Here is a 25,365-nt window from a genome sequence, read left to right as displayed (position 1 = left end):
ACCGAGTGACCAAGGCTGCTCACGACAGGAGACTTCGATGACCACCACCACGACCTTCTCGATGCAACGCGTCGACCCCTACTCCCCGCCGCTGGAACACCTGCGCATCCAGCGGGAATCGCCGATCAGCCAGGTGCAGTGGCGTGAGCGCCCGCTGTGGGTGATCACGAAGCACGCCGACGCGCGCACCATGCTCGGCGACACGCGATTCAGCTCGGACCGCTCGCTGCCGGGCCACCCGACGAACGCGGGCTACACGTCCGCCGCGAAGCTCAAGAACCTCATCGAGATGGACCCGCCGGAGCACACGCAGCAGCGCGGCCGCATCATGAACGAGTTCACCGTCAAGAAGATCGCCGCGATGCGTCCCCGCGTCGAGGAGATCGTCGAGGAGGCGATCGACGCGATGCTGGCGAGCGGGACCGAGGCCGACCTCGTGGCCGCGCTGTCGCTGCCCGTGCCGTCGGTGGTCATCGCCGAGCTCCTCGGCGTGCCGGCCGAGGACCACGCGCTCTTCCAGGACAACAGCGCGGCCTTCGTCGACGCCGACAGCACCCAGGACGAGCGGATCGCCGCGATGGGCGCGCTCAAGGAGTACATCTCCGGCCTCGTGGCCGACCGGGTCCAGAACCCCGGCGACGACCTGCTCAGCCGCCAGCTCGCCGCCGGCGCGCCGACGGATGAACTCGCCGCACTCGGGTTCCTCCTGCTCATCGCCGGGCACGAGACGACCGCGAACATGATCTCGCTGTGCGTGGCGACGCTCCTCGACAAGCCCGAGCTGCTCCAGCAGCTCCGGGACGACCCGAGCCTGCTCCCCGGCGCGGTCGAGGAACTCCTCCGCTACTTCACTATCGCGGAGGTCGGGGGCCTGCGCCTCGCGACGGCCGACATCGAGGTCGGCGGCACGCTGATCCAGGCCGGCGAGGCCGTCTTCGCCCTCACCAACACCGCGAACCGCGACCCCGAGGTCTTCGCCGACCCCGACCGGATCGACTTCACGCGCGGCGCCCGCAACCACCTCGCCTTCGGATTCGGCCCGCACCAGTGCCTCGGCCAGAACCTCGCCCGCCTCGAGCTCGAGGTCGTGCTCGAGGCCGTCGTCCGGCGCCTGCCGACCCTCCGCCTGGCCGAGGGGTTCGAGGGCATCGTGTTCAAGGAGTGGGGCCCGAACTACGGCGTCTACTCGCTTCCGGTGGCGTGGTGATGACCGAGATCCGCGCCAACCGCGCCACCTGCATCGGGTCGGGCCAGTGCGTGTTCACCGACCCCGACGCGTTCGACCAGGACGACGACGGCTTCGTCCTGGTGCTCCGCCCGGCCCCCGCGACGCCCGACGAACTCGCGCGCGCGACCGAGGCGGTCCACGTGTGCCCCAGCCGCTCGCTCTCGTTCGCCCTGGAGGCCGCATCATGACCCTGACCGAATCCACCCCCGCCGCGGTCGCACCCGACCTGTCCGGTCCGGACCCGCTCGCCCCCTGGCTGCGCCGGATCGCCGACGCCCACGAGGCCGCGCACCACGTCGCCGGCACGCAGTGCCGCGGCTCGGTCGCGCGGATCGACGAGGCCGCACGGCTTCGCGGCACCGCCTCGGTCCGCCGCGGCCGCGCGATCTCCCTCGAGCGCGAGGTCGAGACGCGACCCGACCGGCTGGCCGACGGCCGCGCGATCGCCGAGGCTGAGAAGGCGCAGTGGCAGGCGCTCGGCAACGCCGAGCTGCCCGACGGCCACGGCACGGTGAAGCTCGAGGTCGGCGTCGGCATCTACGGCCGGCACGCGCACGGCGGCGACGTCATCACGTACGACGCGCACGGCGTGCACAACACCCACATGGACGGCCTGGCCCACATCGGGGCGGATGCCTCGTGGCACGGTCCCATCCCCGCGGAGGCCTCGCAGACCGACGAGGACACGATGGTGAACTGGGCCCAGCACGGCATCGCCACGCGGGCCGTGGTGCTCGACATCCCCGCCGTCCGCGGTGCCGACTGGGTGACCGCGGAGCAGCCCGTCACCGCGGCCGAGCTCGATGCCGCGCTCGCGGCGACCGGGGTCGACCTGCAGCCGGGCGACGCGATCGTGGTCTACCAGGGCCGCGACCGCTACGAGGCCGCGGGCAACGTGTACCCGAGCGGCGCGGCCGCGGTCGCCCGCCCCGGCATCGGCCGGGAGGGCGCCGAGTGGATCGCCGCGAAGGACCCGGGCGTGCTCCTCTGGGACTTCCACGACGCCCGGAACGAGGACGGCGGACGGCTCGAGGTGCACAGCCTGATCTATGCGATCGGCCTCTGCATCGTCGACAACTGCCTGCTCGGGCCCGCCGTCGCCGCCCTGCGCGAGGCCGGGACATCCACCGGACTGATCGTCGCCGCACCGACCGCCATCCACCGCTCGACCGGCGTCCTCATCAACCCGCTGCTGCTCTACTGAGCCTCGCCATCGCAGACCCTCGCGCGCTCGAACCGCACCCCGCGGCGCGGCGCTCGGGCACCCCGGAACGGGCCGGCATCCCACCAGATGCCGGCCCGTTCCGCATCCCCATCCCGCATTCGAACCAAGGAGTCCCATGACCGCATCGTTCATCGGCAAGGCCGGCCTCGTCACCGGCGGCGGCAGCGGCATCGGCCGTGCCGCCGCGCTCGAGATCGCCCGGCGCGGCGGCAAGGTCGTCATCGCCGACATCGCCGACGAGGCGGGCCTCGAGACCGTCCGCCTGATCGAGCAGGAGGGCGGCATCGCCGCCTTCCAGCACACCGACATCACCGACGAGCCGTCCGTCGCGGCCCTCGTCGCGTCGGTGGTCGACCGGTACGGATCGCTCGACTTCGCCCACAACAACGCCGCCGGCGGGATCCCGCCGAAGGAACTCGCCGACTATGACAGCGAAATGAACGCGTGGGCGCTGAAGCTCTACCTCGAGGGCCCGTACTTCTGCCTTGCGCACGAGATCCGCTACATGAAGGAGCACGGCGGCGGCTCGATCGTGAACACGGCGTCGCTCGCCGGGCTCGTCGCGTCGCCGCTCACCGGTCCGTACACCGCCGCGAAGCACGGGGTCGTCGGCTACACGAAGAGCGCCGCGCTCGAGTACGGGCGATACGGCATCCGGGTCAACGCGGTCTGCCCCGGGGTCGTGCGGACGGGCCTCACGAAGGACCTGCCCGACGAGTACATCGGGGCGGTCACCGCCGGCCAGGTCATCAAGCGCCTCGCCGACCCCGCCGAGATCGCCGCGCCCGTGGTCTTCCTGCTCTCCGACTCGGCGTCGTTCATCACCGGTGCGATCGTGCCGGTCGACGGGGGCGCGACGACCTCGACGACGTCCGTCGACTGATCGCACCCTGCATAGCGAAGGGGCCCCGGCATCGCATGATGCCGGGGCCACTCCGTGTCGCAGGACTCAGTCGAGCGGGAAGTGGCACGCCGCGAACTGCCCGGGGCGCACCTCGCGCATCTCGGGCTCCTCCTCGGCGCACCGATCCTGCGCGAGCGGGCACCGCGCACGGAACCGGCAGCCCGACGGCGGGTTGAGGGGCGACGGGATGTCCCCGGTCAGCGCCGGCCCGGCGAAGCCGTCCTCCTCCTCGGGCGCGGGGACCGAGTCGAGGAGCCCACGGGTGTACGGATGCGCCGGACGGGCGTAGACCTCGACCGAGTCGCCGAACTCGCACGTCTTGCCCAGATACATCACGAGGACCTTGTCGCTGAAGCTGCGCACGACGCCGAGGTCGTGCGCGATGAAGACGATCGTGAGGTCGTACTTCTGCTTCAGCTCCTCGAGCAGGTTGAGCACCTGCGCCTGCACCGAGACATCCAACGCCGAGACCGGCTCGTCGCAGATGAGCAGGCCCGGCCGCACCGCGAGCGCGCGCCCGATGGCGACGCGCTGCGCCTGCCCGCCCGACAGCTGCCGCGGCAGCATGTCGGCGAAGCGCTCGCTCGGCAGGCCGACCTGCGAGAGGATCTCGGGCGCCTCGAGGTCGCGCTGCTTCTGCGGCATCCCCCCGATCGCGGCGCCCTCCATGACGAGCTCCTTGACCGCACGACGCGGGTTCAGGGAGCTGACGGGATCCTGGAAGATCATCTGCATGTCGCGACGGAGCTCCCGCATCCGGGTCGCCGAAGCGGTGTCGATGCGCTCCTCGCGGTAGCGGACGGTCCCGCCGGCGATCGGATCGAGCCGGAGCACGGCGCGGCCGGTCGTCGACTTCCCGCAGCCGGACTCGCCGACGATCCCCAGCGTCTCGCCGGGCAGCAGGTCGAAGCTCACGCCCGCGACCGCCTTGAACACCCCTCGCGAGGTGTGGTACTCGACCTCGAGGTCCTCGACCGACAGGATCGCCGCGTCGCCGCGCAGGTGCGCGCTGCCGCTACCAGCCAACGAGCTCACCTTCTCTCGTGTTCGTGGGGTGGAAGCAGGCGACCGCGTGGTCGCGGTCGACGTCGACCTCCACCATCGCGGGCTGCGCCTCGGTGCACGCCTCGGACGCGGCCGCGCACCTCGGCGCGAACCGGCAGCCGGGGGGCGGTTCCGTCGGCGAGGGCAGCGAGCCGGGGATCACCGCGAGCGGCGCGTGCCGGACGTGGTCGATCGACGGGGTCGCCCCGAGCAGCGCGGTCGTGTACCGGTGCTGCGGGTCGTTGAAGACGACGTGGCTCTCGCCGATCTCGGCGAGGCGCCCCGCGTACATGACCGCGGTGCGGTCGGTGCGGCCGGCGACCACGTGCAGGTCGTGCGAGATGAGCAGGAGGGACATGCCCCGCTCGGTCTGCACGCGCCGCAGTAGGTCGAGCACCTGGCGCTGGATCGTCACGTCGAGCGCGGTCGTCGGCTCGTCGGCGATCAGGAGCGACGGCTCGCACGAGAGCGCGACCGCGATCATGACGCGCTGGCGCATGCCGCCCGAGAGCTCGTGCGGGTAGGCGCGCAGGCGCCGCTCGGGGTCCGGGACGCCCACCTCGCGGAGCAGGTCGAGCGCCCGCGTGTTCGCCTCGCTCCGCGAGACGCCGAGGTGCCGGCGCATCCCCTCGGTGAGCTGGCGTTCGACCCGGACGACCGGGTTCAGGGATCGGCCCGGATCCTGGAAGACCATCGCGATCTCGGGGCCCCAGATCTCCTGGAGCTCCTTGCGCTTCAGGCCGAGCAGGTCCCGGCCCTTGTAGCTGACCTCGCCGGTCCGGTCCGAGCGGGCGGGCATCAGCCCCATGATCGCGCGGGCCATGACGGACTTGCCCGAGCCCGATTCGCCGACGATCCCCAGCGCCTCGCCGCGGCGTACGTGCAGCGAGACTCCGTCGACGGCCTTCACCACGCCCTTGGGCGAGCCGATATACGCGTGGAGGTCGGTGACCTCCAGCAGCATGTCATCGCTCATGACAGCGTCCACCTCCGTGGAGTGGGGGCGGGGTGCTGCGCCCGAGGGCGCAGCACCCCGCCCAGAGGGTCAGGGCTCGAGCCAGATCTTCGCGGCGGCGGGCGTCGTGTAGCCGTACATCTCGACGCCGTGCACCTTGTCGGTGACGGTCGCGCCGTTCAGGAACTCCTGGAACAGCACGTAGGGCACGAGCTCCGCGAGACGCTCCTGGACGATGGCGTACTGCTCCTTCTGCTCGGCGGTGTCCGACGTCGCGAGCGCGGCGTCGAGCGCCTCGTTCATCTCCGGGTCGTTGATCCGCGAGTAGTTCGTGCGGTTCGCGGTGCCGTTGAGGGCGCCCCAGAGTCGCGATCCCGGGTCGGAGAACGCGAGCGAGGACAGTGCCATCGAGTAGTCGCCCGACGTCGTGACGACGCCCTGCTGCGACGAGTCGCGCTGGTCGGCGGTCACGGTGACGTTGTCGTACTGGGCGAGCTGGGCCTGCAGCGCGTCGAAGATCGCGGGGCCGGTGCCCGGGAACACCGTGTAGGCGAACGAGAGCGGCGTGCCGTCCTCGGCGAGCTCGTCGAACAGCTTCTGCGCCTTCTTCGGGTCGTAGGTCTGCAGCGGGATGTCCTCATGGAAGGGCGAGTCCTCGCTGAACAGCGTGGTCGGGACGTCGCCGCTCCCCTTGTTCACGGCGTCGTTGATCTGCTGCAGGTCGAGCGCGTACGCGACCGCCTGGCGGGCCCGCACGTCGTCGAACGGAGGCTTCGCGGTGTTGAACATGAACCCGATGCCGCCGTTGAAGGTGTAGACCTCGTTGGCGTATCCGGCGGCCTCCGCGTCGGCGAGCGTCGGGGCGTCGGTGTTCAGGATGATGTCGGCCTGGCCCGCGATCAGCCCGTTGAGGCGCTGCGTGTTGTCGGTCACGCCCTGGATCTCGATCGCGTCGAGGTAGGCGGGCTCGTCGAAGTAGTCCTCGTTGCGCACGAGCTTCAGGGTGCCGCCCGGCGTCCAGCTGTCGAAGACGAACGGTCCGGCGCCGATCGGGTTCTTGTTGAAGGCCTCCTGGCCCTGCTCGAGTGCGGTCGGCGACGCGATCCACTGGAGCGCGTAGATCGGCATGAGGCCGAGCAGGCCGGGGTTCGGCACGACGAGGTGCAGTCGCGCGGTGCGCTCGTCGACGAGCTCGATGTGGTCGATCTGGCTCGCGACGCCGGCGCTGGCCGAGCCGAGCGCGGGGTCCTTCATGCGGTCCCAGTTGTACTTGATCGCGGCCGCGTCGAACGGAGTGCCGTCGGTGAAGGTCAGGCCCTCACGCGTGACGACGTCCCAGGTCGCGCCGCCGTCCTCGGTGGTGAACGACTCGCAGAGGCCGCAGTCGTAGCCGCCGGTCTCGGGGTTCGCGATGACGAACTGGCCGTAGAGGGCGGTGTAGGTGATCGGCATCGACGTCGAGCTGAACACCTGGACGGGGTCGAAGCCCGTCGGCTGCACGGCCTCGAGCACGCGGAGCGTGCCACCCGACACGGGTTCGGTCGAGACGGTCTCCTCGGCGGCGGGCGTGGATTCGGCGGCGCAGCCCGTCAGCAACAGCGCTGCGGCCGCCACTGCCGCGATCAGCATCGATCGCTTCGTGGTCTTCATGGTCTTCCTGTCTCTTGGTGGAGGTTGGATGGTTCTCTTGGTGGGAAGTGCGGTGCGGTGGGACGTCGGTGGGTCCTCGGCGACGGCGTCGAGGACGGGATCGGGGAGTCGGCGCTCAGTCGCGCAGCGTCCGGTCGGCCTTCAGCCGGAGGTGCTCGCCGGCCTGGTTCAGCGCGAACACGGTCAGGAACAGGACGGCGGCGGGCACGAACACCAGGTAGGGGGCCGTGCGGAGGTCGGTCGCGCCGGCGTTGATCATGCCGCCCCAGCTCGGGGTGGGCGGCGGCACGCCGAGCCCGAGGAAGCTCAGGGAGCCCTCCGCGACGATGAGCGCCGCGACCACGAGCGGGAGGTACGCCGCGATCGTGGGCGCGACGTTCGGCAGGATCTCGCGGATCACGATGCGGCGGTCCGAGGCGCCCATGTTGCGTGCGGCGCGCACGAACTCCCGACTGGTCCACGCCATGGTGTTCGCCCGGGCCAGTCGGATGAACGTCGGCGTGCTCGTCAGGGTGAGGCCGACGAGCAGCGTCGGCACGCTCGGCGAGAGGATCGACGTGATCGCGAGCAGGAGCACGAGCGCCGGGAACGACAGCAGCACGTCCGCGACGAGGGTCACGACCGAGTCGACCCACTTGCGGAAGTACCCGGCCAGGAGCCCGAGGGAGGTGCCGATGAGCACGCCGCCGGCCGCCGAGACGGTCCCGACGACGAGCGAGACCTGGCCGCCGTAGATGAGGCGGGAGAGCATCGAGCGCCCCGTGCCGTCGGTGCCCAGCAAGGTGTCGAGCGGCCCGAACTGCGGCGGCTGGCGCGGCGGCCCGACGACCTCGTCGATCGGCGCGATCGGCAGCACCGAGGCGAAGACGGCGAGGAACACGATGAGCGCGATCCAGGCGTACGAGAACCAGACGAGGACGGACCACTGGCGCTTCGCGGGCGCCACGACCGGGGTCCCGAAGCGCGATGTCGTGCGCGGGCCTGCCGGCCGGGTGGAGATGCTCCGGGTGACGACGGTCATGCCGACACCGCCTTCCGCTGCGGGGTGACGAGGGCGCGGGGCTTCCTCGCCCGCGGGCTGCGACGCACGCGCGGGTCGATGAGGCCGTAGCCGAGGTCGACGACCATGTTGATGACGACGAATCCGACGGCGATGAACGCCACGACGCCCTGGACCGTCACGATGTCGCGCTGGATGATCGACGTCGAGATGAGCTGGCCGATGCCCGGCAGCACGAACAGCGCCTCGACGATGATCGTCCCGCCGATGAGCCGGGCGAGGCTGAGCCCCGAGATCGTGAGCAGCGAGAACGACGACGGTCGGAACGCGTGGCGGAACAGCACGTAGGTGCGGGACATCCCCTTCGCCCGTGCGGCAGCCACGTAGTCCTCCCGGAGCGTGCCGATGAGGTCGGCCCGGAGCACGCGGTGGAAGGCCGCGATCTCCGTGAGGGCGACCGCGAGCGCCGGCAGGAGGGCCCCGCGCAGGTTCGGGCCGAGGCCCTCCGCGATCGGCGTCCAGCCGAGCGCGGGCAGCGCCTTCATCGTCACCGCGAAGAAGTAGACCAGGACCGGCCCGGCGACGAACGCGGGGATCGCGAGGAACGCGGAGGTGACGGCGTTGATCCCGCGGTCGACTGCGCTGTTCGGGAGGGTCGCCGACGCCACCGCGAGCGGGATCGCCACGATGAGCGCGATCGAGAGGCTCAGCACCGCGAGCTCGAGCGTGACGGGCAGGCGCTGCAGGATCGCCTCCGTCACCGGGACGTGGGTGATCGGCGAGGTGCCGAGGTCGCCGTGGAGCGCCGACCAGAGCCAGTCGAGGTACTGCACGAAGAACGGCCGGTCGTAGCCGAGCTCGGCGTTCAGCGCCGCGACGCTCTCGGGCGTGGCCGCCTCGCCGAGGATCACCTCGGCGACGGAGCCGGGCGCGAGGCTCATGAGCGCCTGCACGCCGACCGTGACGAGCAGGATGACCAGCAGCGCGTACCCCACGCGCCGACCGACGTCAGCCAGCATGGCTGCGCCCGTCGATCGGGTCGGGACGGGTCGAACATCCAGCGTGCACTCGGACTCCCTTGTCGAGTTCGCCGCAATCGCGGCTTTGCTTCCACGTGTTCCGTTGGAGACAACGTTCATCACCACTACGCAACAGGAGGATCATGGCGTCCTGCGTCGGGGATGTCAACGGTTTCTTGAGCGAATGTGCTTATTCATCATCGATCGCCATCGCCCGTACGATCCTCGAGGCCGCCTGACAGCGGCAGAATCACCGAAATCGCACGGCGAAAGCACGAGCCGACCGAGCCGCGGCCCGAATCACGATCTCGACACGATTCGAGCCGTTGCGCTGAATTCGGTTCGATGCGAGCCACATCGACCGAGCCGGATGCCCCGCAGGGACCCCTGGTCGCCAGTGCCCGCCGGAACCGGCCGCCTCCGCTGCGATCCGACCGGAGTTTCAGTTATGATCCGTAATACAGCTTTCTTGTTCTGTACTACGGAACGCTCCGACGGTCACGCGACGACGCGCGATCTCGCGGCGTTCCAGGTGGACACGACCGGGATCGACGAACACCGTCGTTCCGTCCCGGCACCGACCGCCGCCCCGCCGGCACTCCGCCGACGGCGATACGCAACCTCGAAAGGGCATCCACCAATGTCATCCGCTGAACTGACGTTCACGGGAGCGGTCCGATCCGCCTCGCCTCGACCGTTCGGATACATCCTCTCCGTCCTCATCCTCGCGGCCGTCACGAGCTCGTTCGAGTCGACGATGATGTACACCGCGCTCCCGAGCCTCGAAGCGGGCTTCGGCGTGGACATCAGCGCCGCGAGCTGGGTGCTCACCGGCTTCCTGCTGGTCGGCGCCGCGTCCGCGGCCATCGCCGGCCGCCTCGGCGACGTCTTCGGCCGCAAGCGCGTGCTGGTCATCCTGCTCATCGCCTCCGTCGCCGGCTCCGTGATCAGCCTCGTCGTCCCGACGATCGGCGGCGTCATCCTCGGCCGCGCGGTCCAGGGCCTCGCGGGCGGCATCCTCCCGCTCGCGTTCGGCATCATCCGCGAGCACGTCAGCGCGAAGAACCTCTCCATCGCGATCGCGGTGACCGCGGGTGCGGCCATGCTCGCGGGCGCGGGCGGCAACCTCATCGCCGGCTACATCGTGCAGTTCTCGAGCTGGCAGTGGATCTTCGTCGTCTCCGGCGTCCTCACGGTCGTCACGACGATCCTCGCGGCCTGGCTCCCCGACTCGGTCCGCACCGGTATCCGCGACCGCATCGACTGGCTCGGCGGCATCCTCTTCGCCCCGGCCATCGCGCTCATCCTCTTCGGCATCAACGTGTCGACCGGCCTCGGCTGGGCCTCGCCCGTCGTGTGGGGCATGATCGGCATCGGCGCGCTCGTGCTCGTGTTCTGGGCGATCTGGGAGGCCAAGCAGCAGGCGCCCATGGTCAACGTGCGCTACTTCGCGCAGCGCAACCTCGGCCTCACCTACCTGATCACCGCGCTCACGGGCTTCGGCCTCGGCGGCGCCGGCTACCTCGGCCAGCTGATCATGCAGTACCCGACCGCCGCTCCCGTCGGCTTCGGGATCCCGGCGGGCGCCGCGGGCCTGACATCCTTCTGCATCGGCTTCCTCGGCTTCCTGCTCGCCCCCGTGAGCGGCCGCGTCGCGCGCGGCGGCCACGCGAAGACGTCCTTCGTCATCTCGGCCGTCACCGGCATCATCGCCGCGGTCCTCACCGCGATGTCCGCGACGGTGTGGAACTCGTTCCCCGCGTTCATCGTCAGCCAGGTGATCCTGACCGTCTCGACCTCGTTCCTGCTGTCGTCGCTGCCGCTGCTCGTCGTCGAGGGCGCCGCCGCCCGCAACACGAGCGAGGCGACCGGCATCTCGACGGTCATCCAGACCGCGGCGTCGGGCATCGGCACGAGCGTGAGCGCCGCGATCCTCGCCGTGTTCGCCATCGAGGTCTCCGAGGTCGCGCCCGGGTTCGAGGCGAGCACCGAACAGGGCTACGTCGTGATCTTCGCGCTGACCGCCGTGCTGACCGCGCTCGCGCTCGTCGCGGCGATCTTCCTCAAGCGCCGGCCCGCGGGCGAGCGCGACGCCGACGCCGAGTCGGCCGACGACCTCGAGCTGCCGGTGCTCACGCACTGATCCGGCCCTCCCGCACGAACGCCGTGCGGTCCCGCGATGGGACCGCACGGCGTTCCTGCGTGGGGCGTGCGCGGCGTTCCGCGTCGGTGGGGCCCCGGCGGCCGTGGCGGCCGCGGCGGCCCAGTGTTCACGCCCCGGCGTCGGTCCGCAGCGCGAGCTCGGCCACCCGCACGAGCCGCGACCGCGCGGCCGGGTCCCGGGTGACGATGACGTTCAGGAGCGCGCCCATCAGCAGGTCGGCCGCGAGCTCGGCCGACTCCTCGGCCCGCCCCGCGGCGGCGAAGGCGTCGAGGATGGCTCGGCGCAACGGCCGATCGAACCGCTCCTCCATCCGTGCGGCGGCCGCCGGATCCGACGCGGCCGCGGCCAGGAGCGCCCGGTACAGCTCGGCCGGGGCGTCCGCGGCGAGGGCGTCCGCCGAGCGGGACATCCACGCACCGAGGTCTGCGGCGAGGTCGCCCGACGCGGTCGCGAGGTCGAGCTGGAGCGGCAGGGCCTCGTCGAGGACGCAGTCGGCAACGATCGCCTGCTTCGACGGCCACCAGCGGTAGAGCGTCTGGCGGCCGACCCCCGCGCGCTGCGCGATCTCGGCCATGCTCAGCCGGTCGTACCCCTCGGCGACGACGAGATCGCGGGCCGCCTCGAGCGCGGCACGCCGCCCGGCGACGTCTCGCGGGCGGCCCCGGGGCACTCGACTCATGCGATCACGCTAACAGGGCGTAGTCTTATTTGGAGACACATGTCACATAACTCGAGGAGGAGATCCGCATGACAGACGTGCTGGTCGTCATCGGCGTCGGCGGCATGGGCGAGACCATCGCCCGACGCGAGGCACCCGGACGCATCACGGTCCTGGCCGACTACAGCGAGGACGCGATCGCGCGCCTCGCGGCATCCATGACCGACGACGGGTTCGACGTGCACCCGGTGCGAGTGGATGTCTCGTCCCGCGAGTCGGTCGAGGCCCTCGCCGCGCACGCCGCCGAGCTCGGCGATGTCCGCGCCGTCGTGCACACCGCGGGCCTCTCCCCCGCGCAGGCGCCGCTCGACGCGGTCCTGCGGGTCGACCTCGTCGGCGTCGCGCTCGTGATCGAGGCGTTCGGCGCGGTCGTCGCCCCGGGCGGCGCGGGCGTCGTGATCTCGAGCTCGTCGAGCTACCTGCAGCCGCCGTTCAGCCCGGAGGAGCAGGCGGCGATCCGCACCAGCACCCCCGAGCAGCTCGTCGAGCTGCCGTTCTTCTCGGCGGAGGCCCTGCACCACCACGCCGGCCTCGCGTACGGCAAGGCGAAGCTCGCGAACCGCATCCAGGTGCAGGAGGCCAGCGCGGGCAGCTGGGGCGCGCGCGGCGCCCGCATCAACACGATCAGCCCCGGCATCATCTCGACCAAGATGGGCCGCCAGGAACTCGACACCCCGTCGGGTGCGTTCATGCGCGCCATGGTCGACAACTCCGGCACCGGCCGCCTCGGCACGCCGAGCGACATCGCCGACGCCGCCACGTTCCTGCTCGGCGGCCAGGCGTCGTTCGTCACCGGCATCGACCTGCTCGTCGACGGCGGCGCGGTCGCGGGCGTCGCGACCGGCCGTACGCCGATGCCCAAGGGATGACCGCCATGCCCATCGAACTCGACGAGCGCGCCGCGCTCATCGTCGTCGACCTCCAGGCCGGGACCGTCCGCAACCCGTTCGCGCACGACATCGACGGCGTGATCGAACGCGCGACGGCCCTCGCGGCGTCGTTCCGCGCACACGGCCGTCCCGTGGTCATCGCCCGCTCGACGGGCATGCCGACGGGTCGGAACGCGTACGGGCCCGGCGGCGCCCGGCAGCTCCCGGCCGACTACGCCGATCCGGCGCCGGGCCTCCAACCCGAGGCCGGCGACCTCACCGTCGAACGGACCGGCTGGAACGCCCTCACCGATCCGCTCGACCGGGCGTTGCGCGAACTCGGCGTCACGCAGGTCGTCGTCGCGGGTGTCGCGACGAGCTTCGGCATCGAGTCCACGGCCCGCGCCGCCTACGACCGCGACTACCACGTGGTCCTCGTGCAGGACGCGATGACCGACATGACGGAGGCCCGGCACGACGGCGTCGTCGCGGGGACCTTCCCGATCCTCGGACAGGTGGCGTTCGCCGACGAGGTGCTGGCACTGCTCGACCGAGCCTGACCTCGCGCCGTGGCCGGTCCGCCGGCCACGGCGGGGCATCGGGCCGTTTCGGCCCGGTCCCGGCTTCGGGCCCGGCTCCGGGCCCGGCTTCGGCCGACGGCCCGGTCGTAGGATGTCCCGATGCCGCTCTTCGACCACCTCGGAATCTCCGTCGACGACCTGCCCCGATCGATCGCGCAGTTCGATCCCGTGATGCTGGCGCTCGGCTGCACGCGGCTCGACGCCGACGACGCCGTGTCGTGGTACCGGGGCGTCGAGGAACTGATCCTCTTCCCCGCCCGCGAACCGGGCACCGGGCCGCACCGGCACGGCCGGGTGGGGTGGCAGCACCTCGCGTTCGCCGTCGAGTCGCCCGCCGAGGTCGATCGCCTGCACGCGATCGCGCTCGGCGCGGGCTGGACGGCCGTGCGCGAGCCCAAGCTCTACCCGCGGTTCAACGACCGCTACTACGCGTCCTTCGTCGAGGACGACAACGGCATCCGCTTCGAGTTCATGTACAACCCGCCCCGCGACGAGGCATGACGCCCCGGCCGGTACCCTGAACAGCATCCCCACCCCCACTCCAGAGGAGATCTCGTGAGCATTCAGCGTGTCCAGCCCGGCGCCCGCATGAGCCAGGCCGTCGTCCACGGCGACACCGTGTACCTGGCCGGCCAGGTGGCCGAGGGCGCGTCGGTCGCCGACCAGAGCCGCGCCGCGCTCGCGCAGGTCGACGAACTGCTGGCGAGCGTCGGCAGCGACAAGTCGAAGCTGCTGAACGTCACGATCTACCTCGCCGACATCGCGACCTTCGCCGAGATGAACTCGGTGTGGGACGCCTGGGTCGACGGCCAGAACCCGCCCGCGCGCGCGACCGTCGAGGCGAAGCTCGCGACCCCCGACTACTTCGTCGAGTTCGCGGTCATCGCGGCGGTCTGATCGACCACGACGACGAAGGGCCGGATGCCTCGTGGCATCCGGCCCTGCTGTGCGCGGTCGGGCAGGCGCCCCGAGCCGCGCCCGCTCGTCCCACCTCGGTGGTCAGTCGTGAGGTGGGCGGCGCAGTCGCTTGACGTCGGTGCGCCGCTTCTTCGCTTCCAGGCGCCGCTCCCTGGCACCGCGACTCGGTTTCGTCGGTCGTCGCGATGGCGACGGCGGCCGCAGGGCGTCGGCCACGACGGCGGCGAGCCGAGCGCGGGCGGCAGTCCGGTTGCGCAGTTGCTCGCGGTGCTCGGATGCGGCGATGGTCAGCACGCCGTCGACGAGGCGACCGCTCAGCCGCTCGAGGAGCCGCTCCCGCTGGATCGGAGTGAGGACGGCCGAGCCTGCCGCATTCCACACGAGTTCCACTCGGGAGTCGGCGGTGTTCACCCCCTGCCCGCCGGGACCGGATGACCGCGAGAACCGCCACGACAGCTCGGACTCGGGGATCGTGAGTCCCTGGTCGACCCGAAGGCCGGGACGGTGGGCAGCGGGCATGGGTCAATCATCCTCTTCCCGTTCGCGGCGTCTCCCGTTCGCGGCGTCTCGTGTTCGCGGCTTGGCCAGTCCGGGAGATCGCGTTGCTGGAGGAGTGGGTGCCGGGCAGGGCCCGGGATCACCGCACCGATGCCGCGAAGCCCTGCGAGATCGACGCGACCCGCGCGACGTAGTCGTTGTCGTGGTTGTACGAGTACACCGCGCGGCGCCAGCCGTCGGCGGTCGCCATCGAACCCGCTGCGCACAGGTATCGGCCCGTCGTCAGCGCGGCGTCGTCGATCTGATGCGGGTCGGCGACGCCGTCGCCGTTCCCGTCGCTCCCCCATCTCGCCCAGGTCGACGGGATGAACTGCATGGGTCCGACTGCCCGGTCCCACGCGGTATCGCCGTCGAGCGCACCGCCGTCGGTGTCCGTGATCGTCGCCACCCCGTCGCCGTCGAGCGCGCGGCCGACGATCGGCGGCACCGCCCGTCCCGACGCGTCGAGCGACGAGTCGCCGTGGCGTCCATGGTCGGATTCGATCGCGCCGATCGCGGCGATCGTGGCCCAATCCACGTCGCATGCCGGATCCTCGGACGCGAGCGCGACGTGCGCATGCGCATAGGCCGAGAGCGCCCGCTCCGGGATTCCGGTGGCGGCCGCGATGCGCACCGTCCAGTCCGCGTCGACCGACGAGAACCCGGGCTCGAGCAAGGGGATGCCCGGCACATCCTCGAACCTCTCCGGCACCGAGGCATCCGTGTCGCCGGACCCGTCACCCTCCTCAGCCGGCCGTTCGGGTCGTTCCGAGGTCGGCGGCAGGCCGATGTGCGGCCCGTCGGCGGAGGGCGACGCGAACCCCTCGGGTCGCACGGCCATGCCGATGGCCGTCACCGCGACGACCGCTCCCACCACGAGGGCCACGACGCCCACCATGGCCCCGACCGCGATGCCGGCGGCCCCGGCCGCGCGTCGCACCGCGTGCCCGTCGCGGGAGGTTCCCCGGGTCGACCGAGCCGACGCGCGCGGGTCGACCTCGTCATCGAACTCGTCGTCCCACGCCATCGGTCGTCACTCCATCCGGGCATCGGTGCAGGTCGCCCGCGGGGTTCCCGAACGCGCGAACCCGCCCATCCACCTTACGCGCGCAACCTGCGGCCCGCGCGGCTCGGTGGACGCACGGAACGGCCCGACCCGGTGCAGCGGCCGGAGTCCCACGTTCAGGCGGGCTCGCCGGCTCCCACCAGCTCCGGGGATGCCACCGCGACGGCGCTCGGCGCGTCCGAGGTGGCGGATGTCGACGTCGCGTTCGCCTTCGGGATGAAGGCCGCGACGAGCGCGGCGAGCAGGGTGGCGCCGGCACCGATCAGGAGCGCCGTGCGGAATCCCGCCTCCGACGGCACGGCGCCGCCGCCGAGCGGGACCGACATCTGCGCGAGCACCACGCCGATGATCGCGGCGCCGGTGGTCGTGCCGAGCGAGCGCATGAGCGTGTTGAACCCGTTCGCCGCCGCGGTCTCGCTCCGCGGCACCGCGCCCATGATGATCGCGGGCATGGCCCCGTAGGCGAACGCGACGCCGCTGTTGATGACGAGGCTCGTGACGAGCAGGCCCCACGTGCTGCCCATGCCGATCAGGGCGACGCCGTAGCCGGCTGCGTGGATCACCGTGCCGAGCACGAGGGTGAACTTCGGGCCGCGTGAGTCGGTGATGCGCCCGCCGACGGGCGACAGCAGCAGCATCATGAGGCCCGCGGGCGCCATCCAGAGACCGGCGGCGAGGATGGACTGCCCGAGGCCGTATCCGGTGGACGACGGCAGCTGCAGGAGTTGCGGCATGACGAGCATGCTCGCGTACATCCCGAACCCGACGAAGATCGAGGCGATGTTCGTGAACAGGACCCGGGGTCGCGCGGTCGTGCGCAGGTCCACGAGCGGATCCTTCGTGCGCGTCTCCCACACCCCCCACAGGGCGAACACCACGACGGCGAGGCCGAGCAGGCCGAGCGTGGGCCAGGAGGCCCAGCCCCACTCGGAGCCCTTCGAGACGGCGAGGATGAGGGCGACGAGGCCCACGGCGAGGCCGACGGCGCCGAAGCCGTCGAAGCGCTGCCCGGATGCCCCGGCCGGCAGCACCGGCACGAACCACCAGATCGCGAGCGCGGCGAGCACCGTCACCCCGGCGCCGGCCCAGAACAGGATGCGCCAGTCGGCGAACTCGACCACTGCGGCCGACAGCGGCATCCCGATCGCCCCGCCCACGCCGAGCGTCGCGCTCACGGTCGCGATCGCCGACGACAGCCGCTCCTTCGGCACGGCGTCGCGCAGCAGCGCGATGGCGAGCGGCACCATGCCCGACCCGATGCCCTGCAGTGCGCGACCGACGATCATGATCTCGACCGACGGCGCGAGCGCGCAGACGATGCCGCCGACGATGAGCGGGAGCGTGAGCAGGAGCATCATGCGTCGCTTGCCGAACAGGTCGCCCAACCTGCCGGAGATCGGCACCGCGACGGCCGCCGCGAGCAGGGTGGCCGTGACGATCCACGCCGTGTTCGACGCGGACGTGTCGAAGATGCCGGGGAACCCCGCGATCAGGGGCGTGACCATCGTCTGGGTGATCGACGAGGCGATGCCCGCGAAGGCGAGGACGGCGACGATGAGTCCCGGTCGGGAACCCCGCGTGGTCGTGGGCGTGGTCATGCCGCTCCATCCGATGTGCATCGTGCAATGGATATGTACTGTGCATATGCACTATACACATGCCCGATAGACTCGACCCTGTCCGAGGAGGAACGAGATGGAACGTCGCGTCGCCGACATCGAGTACGAGCAGATGCTGCAGATCCGCTACACGATCGCGCAGCACCGGCCCGAGAACGGCCTCGAGCGCAGCGCCTACCTCCTGCTGAGCCGCCTCCATGCCGATGGCCCGAGGTCGATCGGCGAGCTGAGCGAGTTCTTCCGGCTCGACGCCTCCACCGTGCAGCGCCAGACCGGGGCCGTGATGCGCGCGGGCTTCATCGAGCGCATCCCGGATCCCGACGGCGGCATCGCGCGCAAGTTCGCGCTGACGGAGGCAGGCCTGACGCGCCTCACCGAGGTGCGCGAGCGGTCGGTGCGCGCCCTCGACCGCATCCTCGAGAACTGGTCCGACGACGACGTCGCGACCTTCGCCGACCTCCTGCACCGCTTCAACCTCGACATCGAGCAGTACAGCGAGGCGAAGCGCGCGGCGCGCGGGCGATCCGCGGCGAGCTAGCGCTCCCGAGTTCGACGGCAGGCTCCCCGAGCAGGTCGGGGCGCGCTCCGGGACCTGCTCAGGGGCGCAGCATGACCTTGCCGATGCGACCGGCGTCGAAGTTCGCGCGGCTCGCCTGCGCGATCTGGTCGAACCCGTACGTCACCTCGACGGGCAGCGTGATGACGCCCTCGCCCAGGCGCGTGAAGACCTCGCCCATGAGGCGTGCGCGCTCCTCCGGCGCCATCGTCGCGCTCACCCGGCTGCCCCAGAACCCCTTGACGGTCGCCTGCTTGAAGATCACGTCGCCCGACGGGATCTCCATGACGGGCGAGGCCATCGCACCGAACACCACGAGCGTGCCGTTCTCGGCGAGCAGCGAGACCACCTGGCCGCTCGCGGCACCGCCGACCGCGTCGACGCCGACCTTGATCGGCGCCCCGCCGGTGATCTCGGCGACGCGTTCGCGCCAGCCCTCGTCGTCGGTCGCGACGATGTTGCCGATGCCCTGCCCGGCGAGTTCGTCGACGCCCGCGCCGCGACGCACGAGCCCGACCACGTTGACGCCGCGCGCCGGCGCGAGCTGGGCGAGCAACCGTCCGACCGCACCGTTCGCGGCATTCTGCACCAGCCAGTCGCCGGATTCGAGCCCGAGCGCGTCGAGCAGGCTGACCGCGCTGAACGGCATCGCCACGATCTGCGCGGCGACCTCGTCGGGCACGCCGTCGGGCAGGGGGATGAGGGCGGCCGCCGACGCGAGGAAGAATTCCGACCAGACGCCGAGCGTGCCGCCGGTCACCACGCGCTGGCCGATCGCCAGGTGCTCGACGCCCTCACCGAGCGCGTCGACCACGCCGAGCGCCTCGGTGCCGCCGACGGCCGGCAGCGCCGGCTTGTAGCCGTACGTTCCGCGCACCGTCCAGAGGTCGTGATTGTGGATCGGCGAGAGCACGAGGCGAACCCGCACCTGTCCGGGGCCGGGCTCCGGCACGGGCAGCTCCCGCACCGACAGGACCTCCGCCGGGTCTCCGAACTCCTCGTGCACGAGTGCCCGCATCATCGACTGCTCCATCGTGCGCTCCTTCGCTCGCCGCCGATCCCGGCGGCACGCCCCCATCCAACCCCTCGGATCTGACCGTTCACCGAGCACGGCGGCCTGAGGGGAGCTTCCGAAGACTTCCCCGTCCTGCCCGTCGCGCAGGCGCAGTCGTGGTCTTCCTCGTCGCGTTCATCATGCCCCCGAGGTGTGCGAGCGATCGGTGCGCGTTCGATGATTGCCCCGGCTTCGCCGCGCGGCGGCGTCAGCACCCGAGTTCATCGTCGGACGTCGAAGTCGACGACGATCCGCCCCAGCGTCCGAAGCGCGGCGTTCCTGATCGAGATCCCACCGCTGGTCCTGGGCACGAGGAAGCGGGCGAGGACGGGTGCGCCGGCACCGGAGCGCGCACTTCGTCGACGGTGCGTGCGTTCGTACGCGGCGAAGGCGTCGGCCGGGTCGGTCGGAGCGGCGCAGATCGCGTCTGCGAGGGTTCGTGCACCGAGCATCGCGTTGCTGGACCCCTCGCCGAAGACGGACACGCAGCCGGCGGCGTCCCCGACGAGCGCGATGCGCCCCGTGCTCCACCTGGGCACGCTGATGCGCGTGACCTCATCGAAGTAGGTGTCCGATGCCGTGTGCCACGCCGCGAGCGCGCGCTCGGTCAGCCATTCCCGGCCCCGGTACGCGCCCTCGATGAGCACGGTCGCGCGATGCGGATCGCGGTGGTCGTAGGCCTGTCGACTGCGGAAGATGAACGCTGCCCCCGGGTTGCCGCCCGCGGGATGGATGGCAATGGCGGTCCCGGGCGCGTTGAGGAGGATCACCTCGGCCGGGTCGGTGTCGACGGCGTCGGTGCGGACGGTTCCGATGAACAGTCCCATCGGGCGTGAGAAGCGCTGCTCGGCGCCGAACGCGAGGCGCCGGACCGCCGAGTGAAGGCCGTCCGCACCGATCGCGAGATCGAAGCGGTCTTCACGGCCGCCATCGAACCGAGCCTCGACGCCTGCCTCGTCTGCGGCGAGCGCGACCACGGAGTCCCCGGTGATGAGCTCGGCCGAGTCGTCGACGGCATCCAGCAGCGCGGTGGCGAGTTCGACCCGTGCGATCTCGACCTCGTCGTCGGGGTTGCGGCTGCGCCGGGTGGGGATGACCGCTCGCCGGTTCCCCTCCCGGTCGACGAACACGAGTCGTTCGACGCCGGTGCCCGCAGCCGCGAGTCGAGGCCAGATGCCCATGGCATGGGCGATCGCCGCGGCGGGACCACGCACGTCGACGGGACTGCCACTGGAGCGCGTTCGATCTGCCGACTCGACGATCGTGACGCGATGGCCGCCGGCTGCGAGCCAGTAGGCGAGGGTCGCCCCCGCGATCCCGCCCCCCGAGATGAGAACCCGCAACGAGGGCACTCTGCCATTCCACCACTTCGAGCGTCATGCATGCAGGATGCGCACTGGACGCGCCCTCAGTGGACGCCCATCGCCGGGCGAACACGTCGCGCGCAGCCGCGGACTCGGTCTCCTGCGCGCCACACGTCGACCGAACGGGCGACGGAGCCGCCTGAGGGCTAGGTTGGTCGTCACGGAGTGCCGGGAAGTCTGGTCGGCGATGACAACCGCTGACCCGCCCGGAGGGTGCCGTGTCCGACGAATTCCTCTTCTCGATCCTCGTCCTCGTGGTCGGCGCGGTGCTGCTCGCCGGCACGTTCTCGAGCCGTCTCACCGCGTGGCTGCGGATCCCGGCCCCGGCGCTGTTCCTGATCCTCGCCGCGATCGTCGCGCTCTTCCTTCCCGAATTGGGACCGGCCGCCCGCCAGATCGACGAACGGATCGTGTCGGTGGCGCTGGTGCTCATCCTGTTCGACGGCGGTATGCGCATCGGCTGGCGGCGCTTTCGCGACGCCTTGGGCCCGATCGCGTGGATCGGCATCGCCGGCACGGCCGTCACCGCGGCCGCGGTCGCCGCGACGGCGCACTTCCTCCTCGGCTTCGAGTGGCAGGTGTCGCTGCTTCTCGGGGCAGCTCTGTCGCCGACGGATCCCGCAGTGGTCTTCTCGGTGCTCGGCCCTCGTGAGATCTCCGGCCGATCCGGCACGATCCTCGAGGGCGAGTCGGGTGCCAACGACCCCGTCGGGATCGCCCTGCTCGTCAGCCTGCTCACCGCGGGGACGGCGGTCGGCTCGCCGCTGCTGACGGGAGCGACGGAGTTCGCCACCCAGATGGGAGTGGGAACGGTCGTGGGCATCTTGGGCGGTCTCGCCCTCGGGTGGATCATGCGCCGGATTCACCTGCCCACCGGTGCACTCACTTCCGTGTTCGTCACGGCCGCGGCTGTGGTCATCTACGCCGGAGGTTCCGCCCTGCACGGATCCGGGTTCCTCGCCGTCTTCATCGCCGGGATCCTGGTCGGGGACATCCGGGCGCCGTTCCGGCACGAGGTCGACACCTTCTCCTCCGGCCTCGCAAGCCTGGCCGAGATCGTCGTGTTCGTTCTGCTCGGCCTGAGTGTCGAGCTTCAGGATGTCTTCGAACCGGTCACGTTCGTCGCCGGCCTGACGATCGCGGTGCTGCTGATCGTGGTCATCCGCCCGGTGCTGGTCGGCGTCATCACGCTTCCCGTCCGGCTCACGTGGGGCGAACGGGCCTTCGTGCTGTGGTCCGGATTGAAGGGTGCTGTTCCGATCCTGCTCGGTATGTTCATCCTCAGCGCCGATGTCGCCGGCGGTGAGCGCGTCTACGCGATCATCTTCATCGTCGTGCTCATCTCCGTCGTCGTCCAGGGTGGGCTCGTGCCGGTGTTCGCCCGACTGCTTCACATCCCCATGCGCCTCGTGCATCCTCGCCCGTGGACGGTCGATGTCCGGTTCGCCGAGGAACCCGCTGGTCTGCAGCGGCATACCGTCGAACCGGGATCACCCGCCGACGGCAGCACCATCGAAGACCTCTCCGTCGGGGAGCGCGTCTGGATCAGCGTCATCAGCAGGGAGGGCCGGAACCTGCCCGTCCGAAACACCACCCGGCTGCAGGCAGGCGACGTCGTCCTCACCCAGGTCGACCCGGATCACCGCATCGATGAATGGTTCACTGCGCTCAGCCCTTGATCGACGTCGTGCCGCGAACCTGTTCGAGTTCACGGATCGAATCGAACGGTTCTCGGGGCGCCACCGCGGCGAGCGGTCCGGCGCTACAGTTTGTCCGTGGTGACGGGTTCCGAGAGGCTCGGTGTGAAGCGCACCCGCGCGAGACGCCGCTTGCGTCTCCACCCTGCACAGGTGGTCGTCGGCGGGTTCGCGGGCACCATCGCGGTCGGGACCGCACTGTTGATGCTTCCGGTGGCGAAGGTCGGCCAAGGCGGTGCGTCGTTCGTCGAAGCCCTCTTCACGGCCACCAGTGCCGTCTGCGTGACGGGCCTCACCGTGGTGGACACGCTCACCTACTGGACCCCACTCGGCCAGGTCTTCATCCTGCTGATGATCCAGGTCGGCGGGCTGGGAATCATGATCTTCGCGGCGCTCGTCGGACTGGTGCTGGCCCGGAGGATGTCGGTGCGTGCGCGGGTGAACACGGCCAGCGAAGCGAAGTCGATCGGCTTCGACGACGTCCGCGGTCTCGTGAGGCGAATCGTGCTGATCTCGCTGATCATCGAAGCGGCGACCTTCGCCCTGCTGTTCCTCCGGTTCCTGTGGGGATACGGCTACGACCCCGGCAGGGCCGCGTGGTACGGGGCATTCCACGCGATCTCCGCGTTCAACAACGCAGGCTTCGCCCTGTACAGCGACAACCTGATCGGCTTCGTCGACGACCCGCTCATCTGCCTGCCCATCGCGGCGGCGATCATCCTCGGCGGCTTGGGATTCCCGGTGATCATGCAGCTGCGCAAGGAGTTCACGCGGCCGCTGCACTGGTCGATGAACACCAAGCTCGTACTCGTCGGTACCGCGGCGCTGCTCGTCGCGGGGACGGTCTACATCGGCGTCATCGAATGGAACAACGACGCAAGCATCGGAGGTCTCGATCCGTGGGACCGCGTCCTCGCGGCCTTCTTCCAGTCCGTGCAGACGCGCACGGCAGGCTTCAACTCGCTGGACATCGGCCGCATGCATGACGAGACGTGGCTCGGGATGGATGTCCTGATGTTCATCGGCGCTGGTCCCGCCGGAACCGCGGGCGGCATCAAGGTGACGACGTTCGCGGTGCTGTTCTTCATCATGACCACCGAGCTTCGCGGCGAGGGCTCGGTGAACATCTTCGGCAAGCGTCTGTCGCGCGCGGTGCACCGGCAAGCCATCACGGTGGTGCTGATCGCCGTCGCGGCGGTCGTCGTCGGCGCCGCGCTGCTCATGATCATCTCCGAAGAGAGCCTGGATCGGGCGCTCTTCGAGAGCATCTCCGCGTTCGCCACCGTCGGATTGTCCACCGGAATCACGCCCCATCTGTCGGTTCCCGCTCAGCTCGTGCTCATCGCATTGATGTTCCTCGGGCGCATCGGGCCGCTGACGGTGGGCTCCGCGATCGCACTGCGCAGTCGTCGCATCCTGTACGAGTACCCCCAGGAGAGGCCCGCCATTGGCTAGGTTCGGAATTTTCAGCGGTACGGACACGTCCCGCCGAATCGCGGAAGCAGACTCGGTCGCCGTGATCGGCCTCGGCCGCTTCGGGAACGCGCTCGCCCTCGAGCTCATGGCCAGCGGCACCGAAGTCCTCGGCATCGATCTCGACGAGGATCTCGTGCAGGCCCTGAACGGCGAACTTACCCAGGTCGTCCGGGCCGACTCGACGAAGCAGGAGGTCCTGCGACAGCTTGCCATCGACGAGTTCGACCGCGTCGTCGTCGCCATCGGCAACAACGTCTCAGCCTCGATCCTCACCTGTTCGACACTGCTCAACATGAACATCCCGGTGATCTGGGCGAAAGCCGTCGACGACCAGCACGGACTCATCCTCGAGCAACTCGGCGTGCACCACGTCATCTACCCAGAGAAGGACATGGGCCGCCGCGTGGCCCACCTGGTGCGCGGTGCAGCGCTCGACTTCATCGAGGTCGCTCCGGGATACGCGGCCGTGAAGGCGCCCGTGCCGTCGACCATCCAGGGAATACCGCTGGGCGAGACGGCGCTCCGGCAGACGCACGGGGTGACCGTCGCGGCGTTCCAACACGGCGCCGAGCCGTGGCAGAACGCGGACAACGAGACGGTACTCCGCACCGGAGACACGATCCTGGTGCTCGGGCCGACATCGAAAGCGGAGCGGTTCGCGCAACTGCGCTGAGGAAGCCCGCGCATCACTCCGGCAGGGCGATGACGAGTGAGGCGACCGCAAGCTGCTCGGTGCCCACCGACTCCGGGCGGTCGGCGATGATGATCAGGCGACCGGCCGTCCGCCAGGCGCGAAGCCAACTGCCGTCCGGATGCCTCCGGGCCGATGTTGAGCAGCAGGCGCCCGCCGCGCCTCTTCTCAGTTTGGAGGGCGCCGGGCAGGCTGAATCTCCTAAGTTTGGGGCATGGATGCGATGACTGCGCCGAGGACCGGTCGAGTGACAGCGGGAGCATGGGGACGAGGCGCATTGTTGCTCGGTGTCCTCGCCGTTGCGCAGTACCTGGTGGGGTTCGTGGTTCTCGTCTGGGTTTGGCCGGGCGATCCGCTGGTCATCGCGATTACGACGACGCTGCAGTACGTGGTCCCGCTGGCCGGGGTGGTTGTCGGCCACCTGGCGCGGCGTCGTGAAGGTCCAGAGGTGATCTCGAGCACAGGACTCGGGCTGTCGTATCTGTGCCTGGCTGCGGCAGTCGTGCCACTGGTTGGAGACCTGATCGCTCTGCTGGTCACCTCCTGAAGCCCGGCCGCAATGGGTCGTCATCGAGAGACGACAAGGGCTGCAGTTGACTCGTCAGCGACGTCGCTTGTGCTGCTGCCCTCGCTGAGGCTGCTGCAGCCGGGCGTGAGGACTCCGCTGGTCTCGGACATCGACGACGTAGCGACCGCCCCGAGTGGCGATGCCGAACGTCGCAGCCTTGCCCCGCATCCGCAGGATCACTTCGACGATCATCACGACGCACAGCACGAGCGTGCCGGCGATCCAGATGATGAGCGTCACCCACAGGGGCACACGCGTCCAATCCGGTGCCTCGGGAATAGATCCGAAGACGATCATCGCGAGCAGGATCAGTCCGAGCCCGAATATGAACACCGCTCCCGAGATGTTGTAGACGGTCTGCATGGCGTCACCCTTGTAGACGAGGCGCATCTTGGTGCTCGCCCGTGGCGAACGGCGAATGCGAGCGGAGGGCATTTGTTCAACCTAGCCGCCAGCTGTGCA

Annotated in this window: 26 protein-coding genes; 14 read left to right on the top strand and 12 right to left on the bottom strand. The window is 70.5% G+C overall.

Features of this window, described 5'->3' with window-relative positions; genetic code table 11:
• Nucleotides 1–37: 37 nt before the first annotated feature.
• The 4 genes from ACDF64_RS08375 (at nt 38) to ACDF64_RS08360 (ending at nt 3,336) form a co-directional block, all read left to right on the top strand.
• A complete protein-coding gene (locus ACDF64_RS08375) occupies nt 38–1,207 on the top strand; it encodes a cytochrome P450 (RefSeq protein ID WP_394554797.1) in 1,170 nt (389 codons plus the stop codon).
• Nucleotides 1,207–1,416 (top strand): ferredoxin, encoded by a 210-nt coding sequence (locus ACDF64_RS08370; RefSeq protein WP_394554794.1) that lies wholly within the window; start codon nt 1,207–1,209, stop codon nt 1,414–1,416. Before ACDF64_RS08375 ends, ACDF64_RS08370 begins: the two co-directional genes overlap by 1 nt.
• A complete protein-coding gene (locus ACDF64_RS08365) occupies nt 1,413–2,432 on the top strand; it encodes a cyclase family protein (protein ID WP_394554792.1) in 1,020 nt (339 codons plus the stop codon). Before ACDF64_RS08370 ends, ACDF64_RS08365 begins: the two co-directional genes overlap by 4 nt.
• Nucleotides 2,433–2,568: 136 nt before the next feature.
• A complete protein-coding gene (locus tag ACDF64_RS08360; protein ID WP_394554791.1) occupies nt 2,569–3,336 on the top strand; it encodes an SDR family NAD(P)-dependent oxidoreductase in 768 nt (255 codons plus the stop codon).
• A gap of 66 nt (nt 3,337–3,402) precedes the next feature.
• On the opposite strand, the gene ACDF64_RS08355 is transcribed toward ACDF64_RS08360, so the two are convergent.
• The 5 genes from ACDF64_RS08355 to ACDF64_RS08335 form a co-directional block, all read right to left on the bottom strand.
• Nucleotides 3,403–4,383 carry an ABC transporter ATP-binding protein gene (locus ACDF64_RS08355; RefSeq protein WP_394554788.1) on the bottom strand — a complete coding sequence of 327 codons (981 nt, stop codon included), beginning with the start codon at nt 4,381–4,383 and terminating at the stop codon, nt 3,403–3,405.
• Nucleotides 4,373–5,377 (bottom strand): ABC transporter ATP-binding protein, encoded by a 1,005-nt coding sequence (locus tag ACDF64_RS08350; protein ID WP_394554787.1) that lies wholly within the window; start codon nt 5,375–5,377, stop codon nt 4,373–4,375. The genes ACDF64_RS08355 and ACDF64_RS08350 overlap by 11 nt, the downstream gene beginning before the upstream one ends.
• A gap of 69 nt (nt 5,378–5,446) precedes the next feature.
• A complete protein-coding gene (locus tag ACDF64_RS08345) occupies nt 5,447–7,006 on the bottom strand; it encodes an ABC transporter substrate-binding protein (RefSeq protein ID WP_394554785.1) in 1,560 nt (519 codons plus the stop codon).
• 115 nt (nt 7,007–7,121) lie between these two features.
• Nucleotides 7,122–8,027 (bottom strand): ABC transporter permease, encoded by a 906-nt coding sequence (locus tag ACDF64_RS08340; RefSeq protein ID WP_394554784.1) that lies wholly within the window; start codon nt 8,025–8,027, stop codon nt 7,122–7,124.
• Nucleotides 8,024–9,025 (bottom strand): ABC transporter permease, encoded by a 1,002-nt coding sequence (locus tag ACDF64_RS08335; protein ID WP_394554783.1) that lies wholly within the window; start codon nt 9,023–9,025, stop codon nt 8,024–8,026. Before ACDF64_RS08335 ends, ACDF64_RS08340 begins: the two co-directional genes overlap by 4 nt.
• A gap of 640 nt (nt 9,026–9,665) precedes the next feature.
• On the opposite strand from ACDF64_RS08335, the gene ACDF64_RS08330 reads away from it, so the two are divergent.
• Nucleotides 9,666–11,168: an MFS transporter gene (locus ACDF64_RS08330; RefSeq protein WP_394554780.1), complete on the top strand. Its 1,503-nt coding sequence runs from the start codon at nt 9,666–9,668 to the stop codon at nt 11,166–11,168.
• A 127-nt stretch (nt 11,169–11,295) separates the two neighbouring features.
• On the opposite strand, the gene ACDF64_RS08325 is transcribed toward ACDF64_RS08330, so the two are convergent.
• The gene (locus ACDF64_RS08325; RefSeq protein WP_394554779.1) at nt 11,296–11,868 is read right to left on the bottom strand and encodes a TetR/AcrR family transcriptional regulator; all 573 of its coding nucleotides are present in this window, start codon (nt 11,866–11,868) and stop codon (nt 11,296–11,298) included.
• 68 nt (nt 11,869–11,936) lie between these two features.
• On the opposite strand from ACDF64_RS08325, the gene ACDF64_RS08320 reads away from it, so the two are divergent.
• From ACDF64_RS08320 to ACDF64_RS08305, 4 genes are all read left to right on the top strand, one after another.
• The gene (locus ACDF64_RS08320) at nt 11,937–12,776 is read left to right on the top strand and encodes an SDR family oxidoreductase (protein ID WP_394554777.1); all 840 of its coding nucleotides are present in this window, start codon (nt 11,937–11,939) and stop codon (nt 12,774–12,776) included.
• Nucleotides 12,777–12,781: 5 nt separating this feature from the next.
• The gene (locus tag ACDF64_RS08315; RefSeq protein ID WP_394554775.1) at nt 12,782–13,336 is read left to right on the top strand and encodes a cysteine hydrolase; all 555 of its coding nucleotides are present in this window, start codon (nt 12,782–12,784) and stop codon (nt 13,334–13,336) included.
• Between the two features lie 120 nt (nt 13,337–13,456).
• Nucleotides 13,457–13,858, top strand: coding sequence for a VOC family protein (locus tag ACDF64_RS08310; RefSeq protein WP_394554774.1), 402 nt, complete (start codon nt 13,457–13,459; stop codon nt 13,856–13,858).
• 54 nt (nt 13,859–13,912) lie between these two features.
• Nucleotides 13,913–14,254 (top strand): RidA family protein, encoded by a 342-nt coding sequence (locus ACDF64_RS08305; RefSeq protein WP_394554773.1) that lies wholly within the window; start codon nt 13,913–13,915, stop codon nt 14,252–14,254.
• 102 nt (nt 14,255–14,356) lie between these two features.
• Here the strand turns inward: ACDF64_RS08305 and arfB are convergent, their stop codons facing one another.
• From arfB to ACDF64_RS08290, 3 genes are all read right to left on the bottom strand, one after another.
• Nucleotides 14,357–14,794 (bottom strand): alternative ribosome rescue aminoacyl-tRNA hydrolase ArfB, encoded by a 438-nt coding sequence (gene arfB / locus ACDF64_RS08300; protein ID WP_394554772.1) that lies wholly within the window; start codon nt 14,792–14,794, stop codon nt 14,357–14,359.
• 118 nt (nt 14,795–14,912) lie between these two features.
• Nucleotides 14,913–15,839, bottom strand: coding sequence for a lytic transglycosylase domain-containing protein (locus ACDF64_RS08295; RefSeq protein WP_394554770.1), 927 nt, complete (start codon nt 15,837–15,839; stop codon nt 14,913–14,915).
• A gap of 155 nt (nt 15,840–15,994) precedes the next feature.
• On the bottom strand, nt 15,995–17,476 hold the full coding sequence (locus ACDF64_RS08290) for an MFS transporter (protein WP_394554768.1): 1,482 nt from the start codon (nt 17,474–17,476) through the stop codon (nt 15,995–15,997).
• 97 nt (nt 17,477–17,573) lie between these two features.
• Here ACDF64_RS08290 and ACDF64_RS08285 point away from each other — a divergent pair, with 97 nt between their 5' ends.
• Nucleotides 17,574–18,035, top strand: coding sequence for a MarR family winged helix-turn-helix transcriptional regulator (locus ACDF64_RS08285; RefSeq protein ID WP_394554766.1), 462 nt, complete (start codon nt 17,574–17,576; stop codon nt 18,033–18,035).
• Nucleotides 18,036–18,093: 58 nt separating this feature from the next.
• Here the strand turns inward: ACDF64_RS08285 and ACDF64_RS08280 are convergent, their stop codons facing one another.
• The gene (locus tag ACDF64_RS08280) at nt 18,094–19,071 is read right to left on the bottom strand and encodes a zinc-binding dehydrogenase (RefSeq protein ID WP_394555087.1); all 978 of its coding nucleotides are present in this window, start codon (nt 19,069–19,071) and stop codon (nt 18,094–18,096) included.
• Nucleotides 19,072–19,328: 257 nt separating this feature from the next.
• On the bottom strand, nt 19,329–20,459 hold the full coding sequence (locus ACDF64_RS08275) for an FAD-dependent monooxygenase (RefSeq protein ID WP_394554765.1): 1,131 nt from the start codon (nt 20,457–20,459) through the stop codon (nt 19,329–19,331).
• Between the two features lie 230 nt (nt 20,460–20,689).
• On the opposite strand from ACDF64_RS08275, the gene ACDF64_RS08270 reads away from it, so the two are divergent.
• From ACDF64_RS08270 to ACDF64_RS08255, 4 genes are all read left to right on the top strand, one after another.
• The gene (locus tag ACDF64_RS08270; RefSeq protein WP_394554762.1) at nt 20,690–22,150 is read left to right on the top strand and encodes a cation:proton antiporter; all 1,461 of its coding nucleotides are present in this window, start codon (nt 20,690–20,692) and stop codon (nt 22,148–22,150) included.
• A 171-nt stretch (nt 22,151–22,321) separates the two neighbouring features.
• Nucleotides 22,322–23,623, top strand: coding sequence for a TrkH family potassium uptake protein (locus ACDF64_RS08265; protein WP_394554760.1), 1,302 nt, complete (start codon nt 22,322–22,324; stop codon nt 23,621–23,623).
• Between the two features lie 61 nt (nt 23,624–23,684).
• Nucleotides 23,685–24,317 (top strand): potassium channel family protein, encoded by a 633-nt coding sequence (locus ACDF64_RS08260; protein WP_394554759.1) that lies wholly within the window; start codon nt 23,685–23,687, stop codon nt 24,315–24,317.
• A gap of 298 nt (nt 24,318–24,615) precedes the next feature.
• Nucleotides 24,616–24,882 (top strand): hypothetical protein, encoded by a 267-nt coding sequence (locus ACDF64_RS08255; protein ID WP_394554757.1) that lies wholly within the window; start codon nt 24,616–24,618, stop codon nt 24,880–24,882.
• Nucleotides 24,883–24,936: 54 nt separating this feature from the next.
• On the opposite strand, the gene ACDF64_RS08250 is transcribed toward ACDF64_RS08255, so the two are convergent.
• The gene (locus tag ACDF64_RS08250; RefSeq protein ID WP_394554756.1) at nt 24,937–25,266 is read right to left on the bottom strand and encodes a hypothetical protein; all 330 of its coding nucleotides are present in this window, start codon (nt 25,264–25,266) and stop codon (nt 24,937–24,939) included.
• Nucleotides 25,267–25,365 lie beyond the last annotated feature (99 nt).

It is taken from the genome of Agromyces sp. MMS24-JH15, assembly GCF_043518605.1.
GTDB lineage: Bacteria > Actinomycetota > Actinomycetes > Actinomycetales > Microbacteriaceae > Agromyces.
Note: the sequence above shows the minus strand (reverse complement) of the source record. Positions and strands in the feature narration are given on the sequence as shown.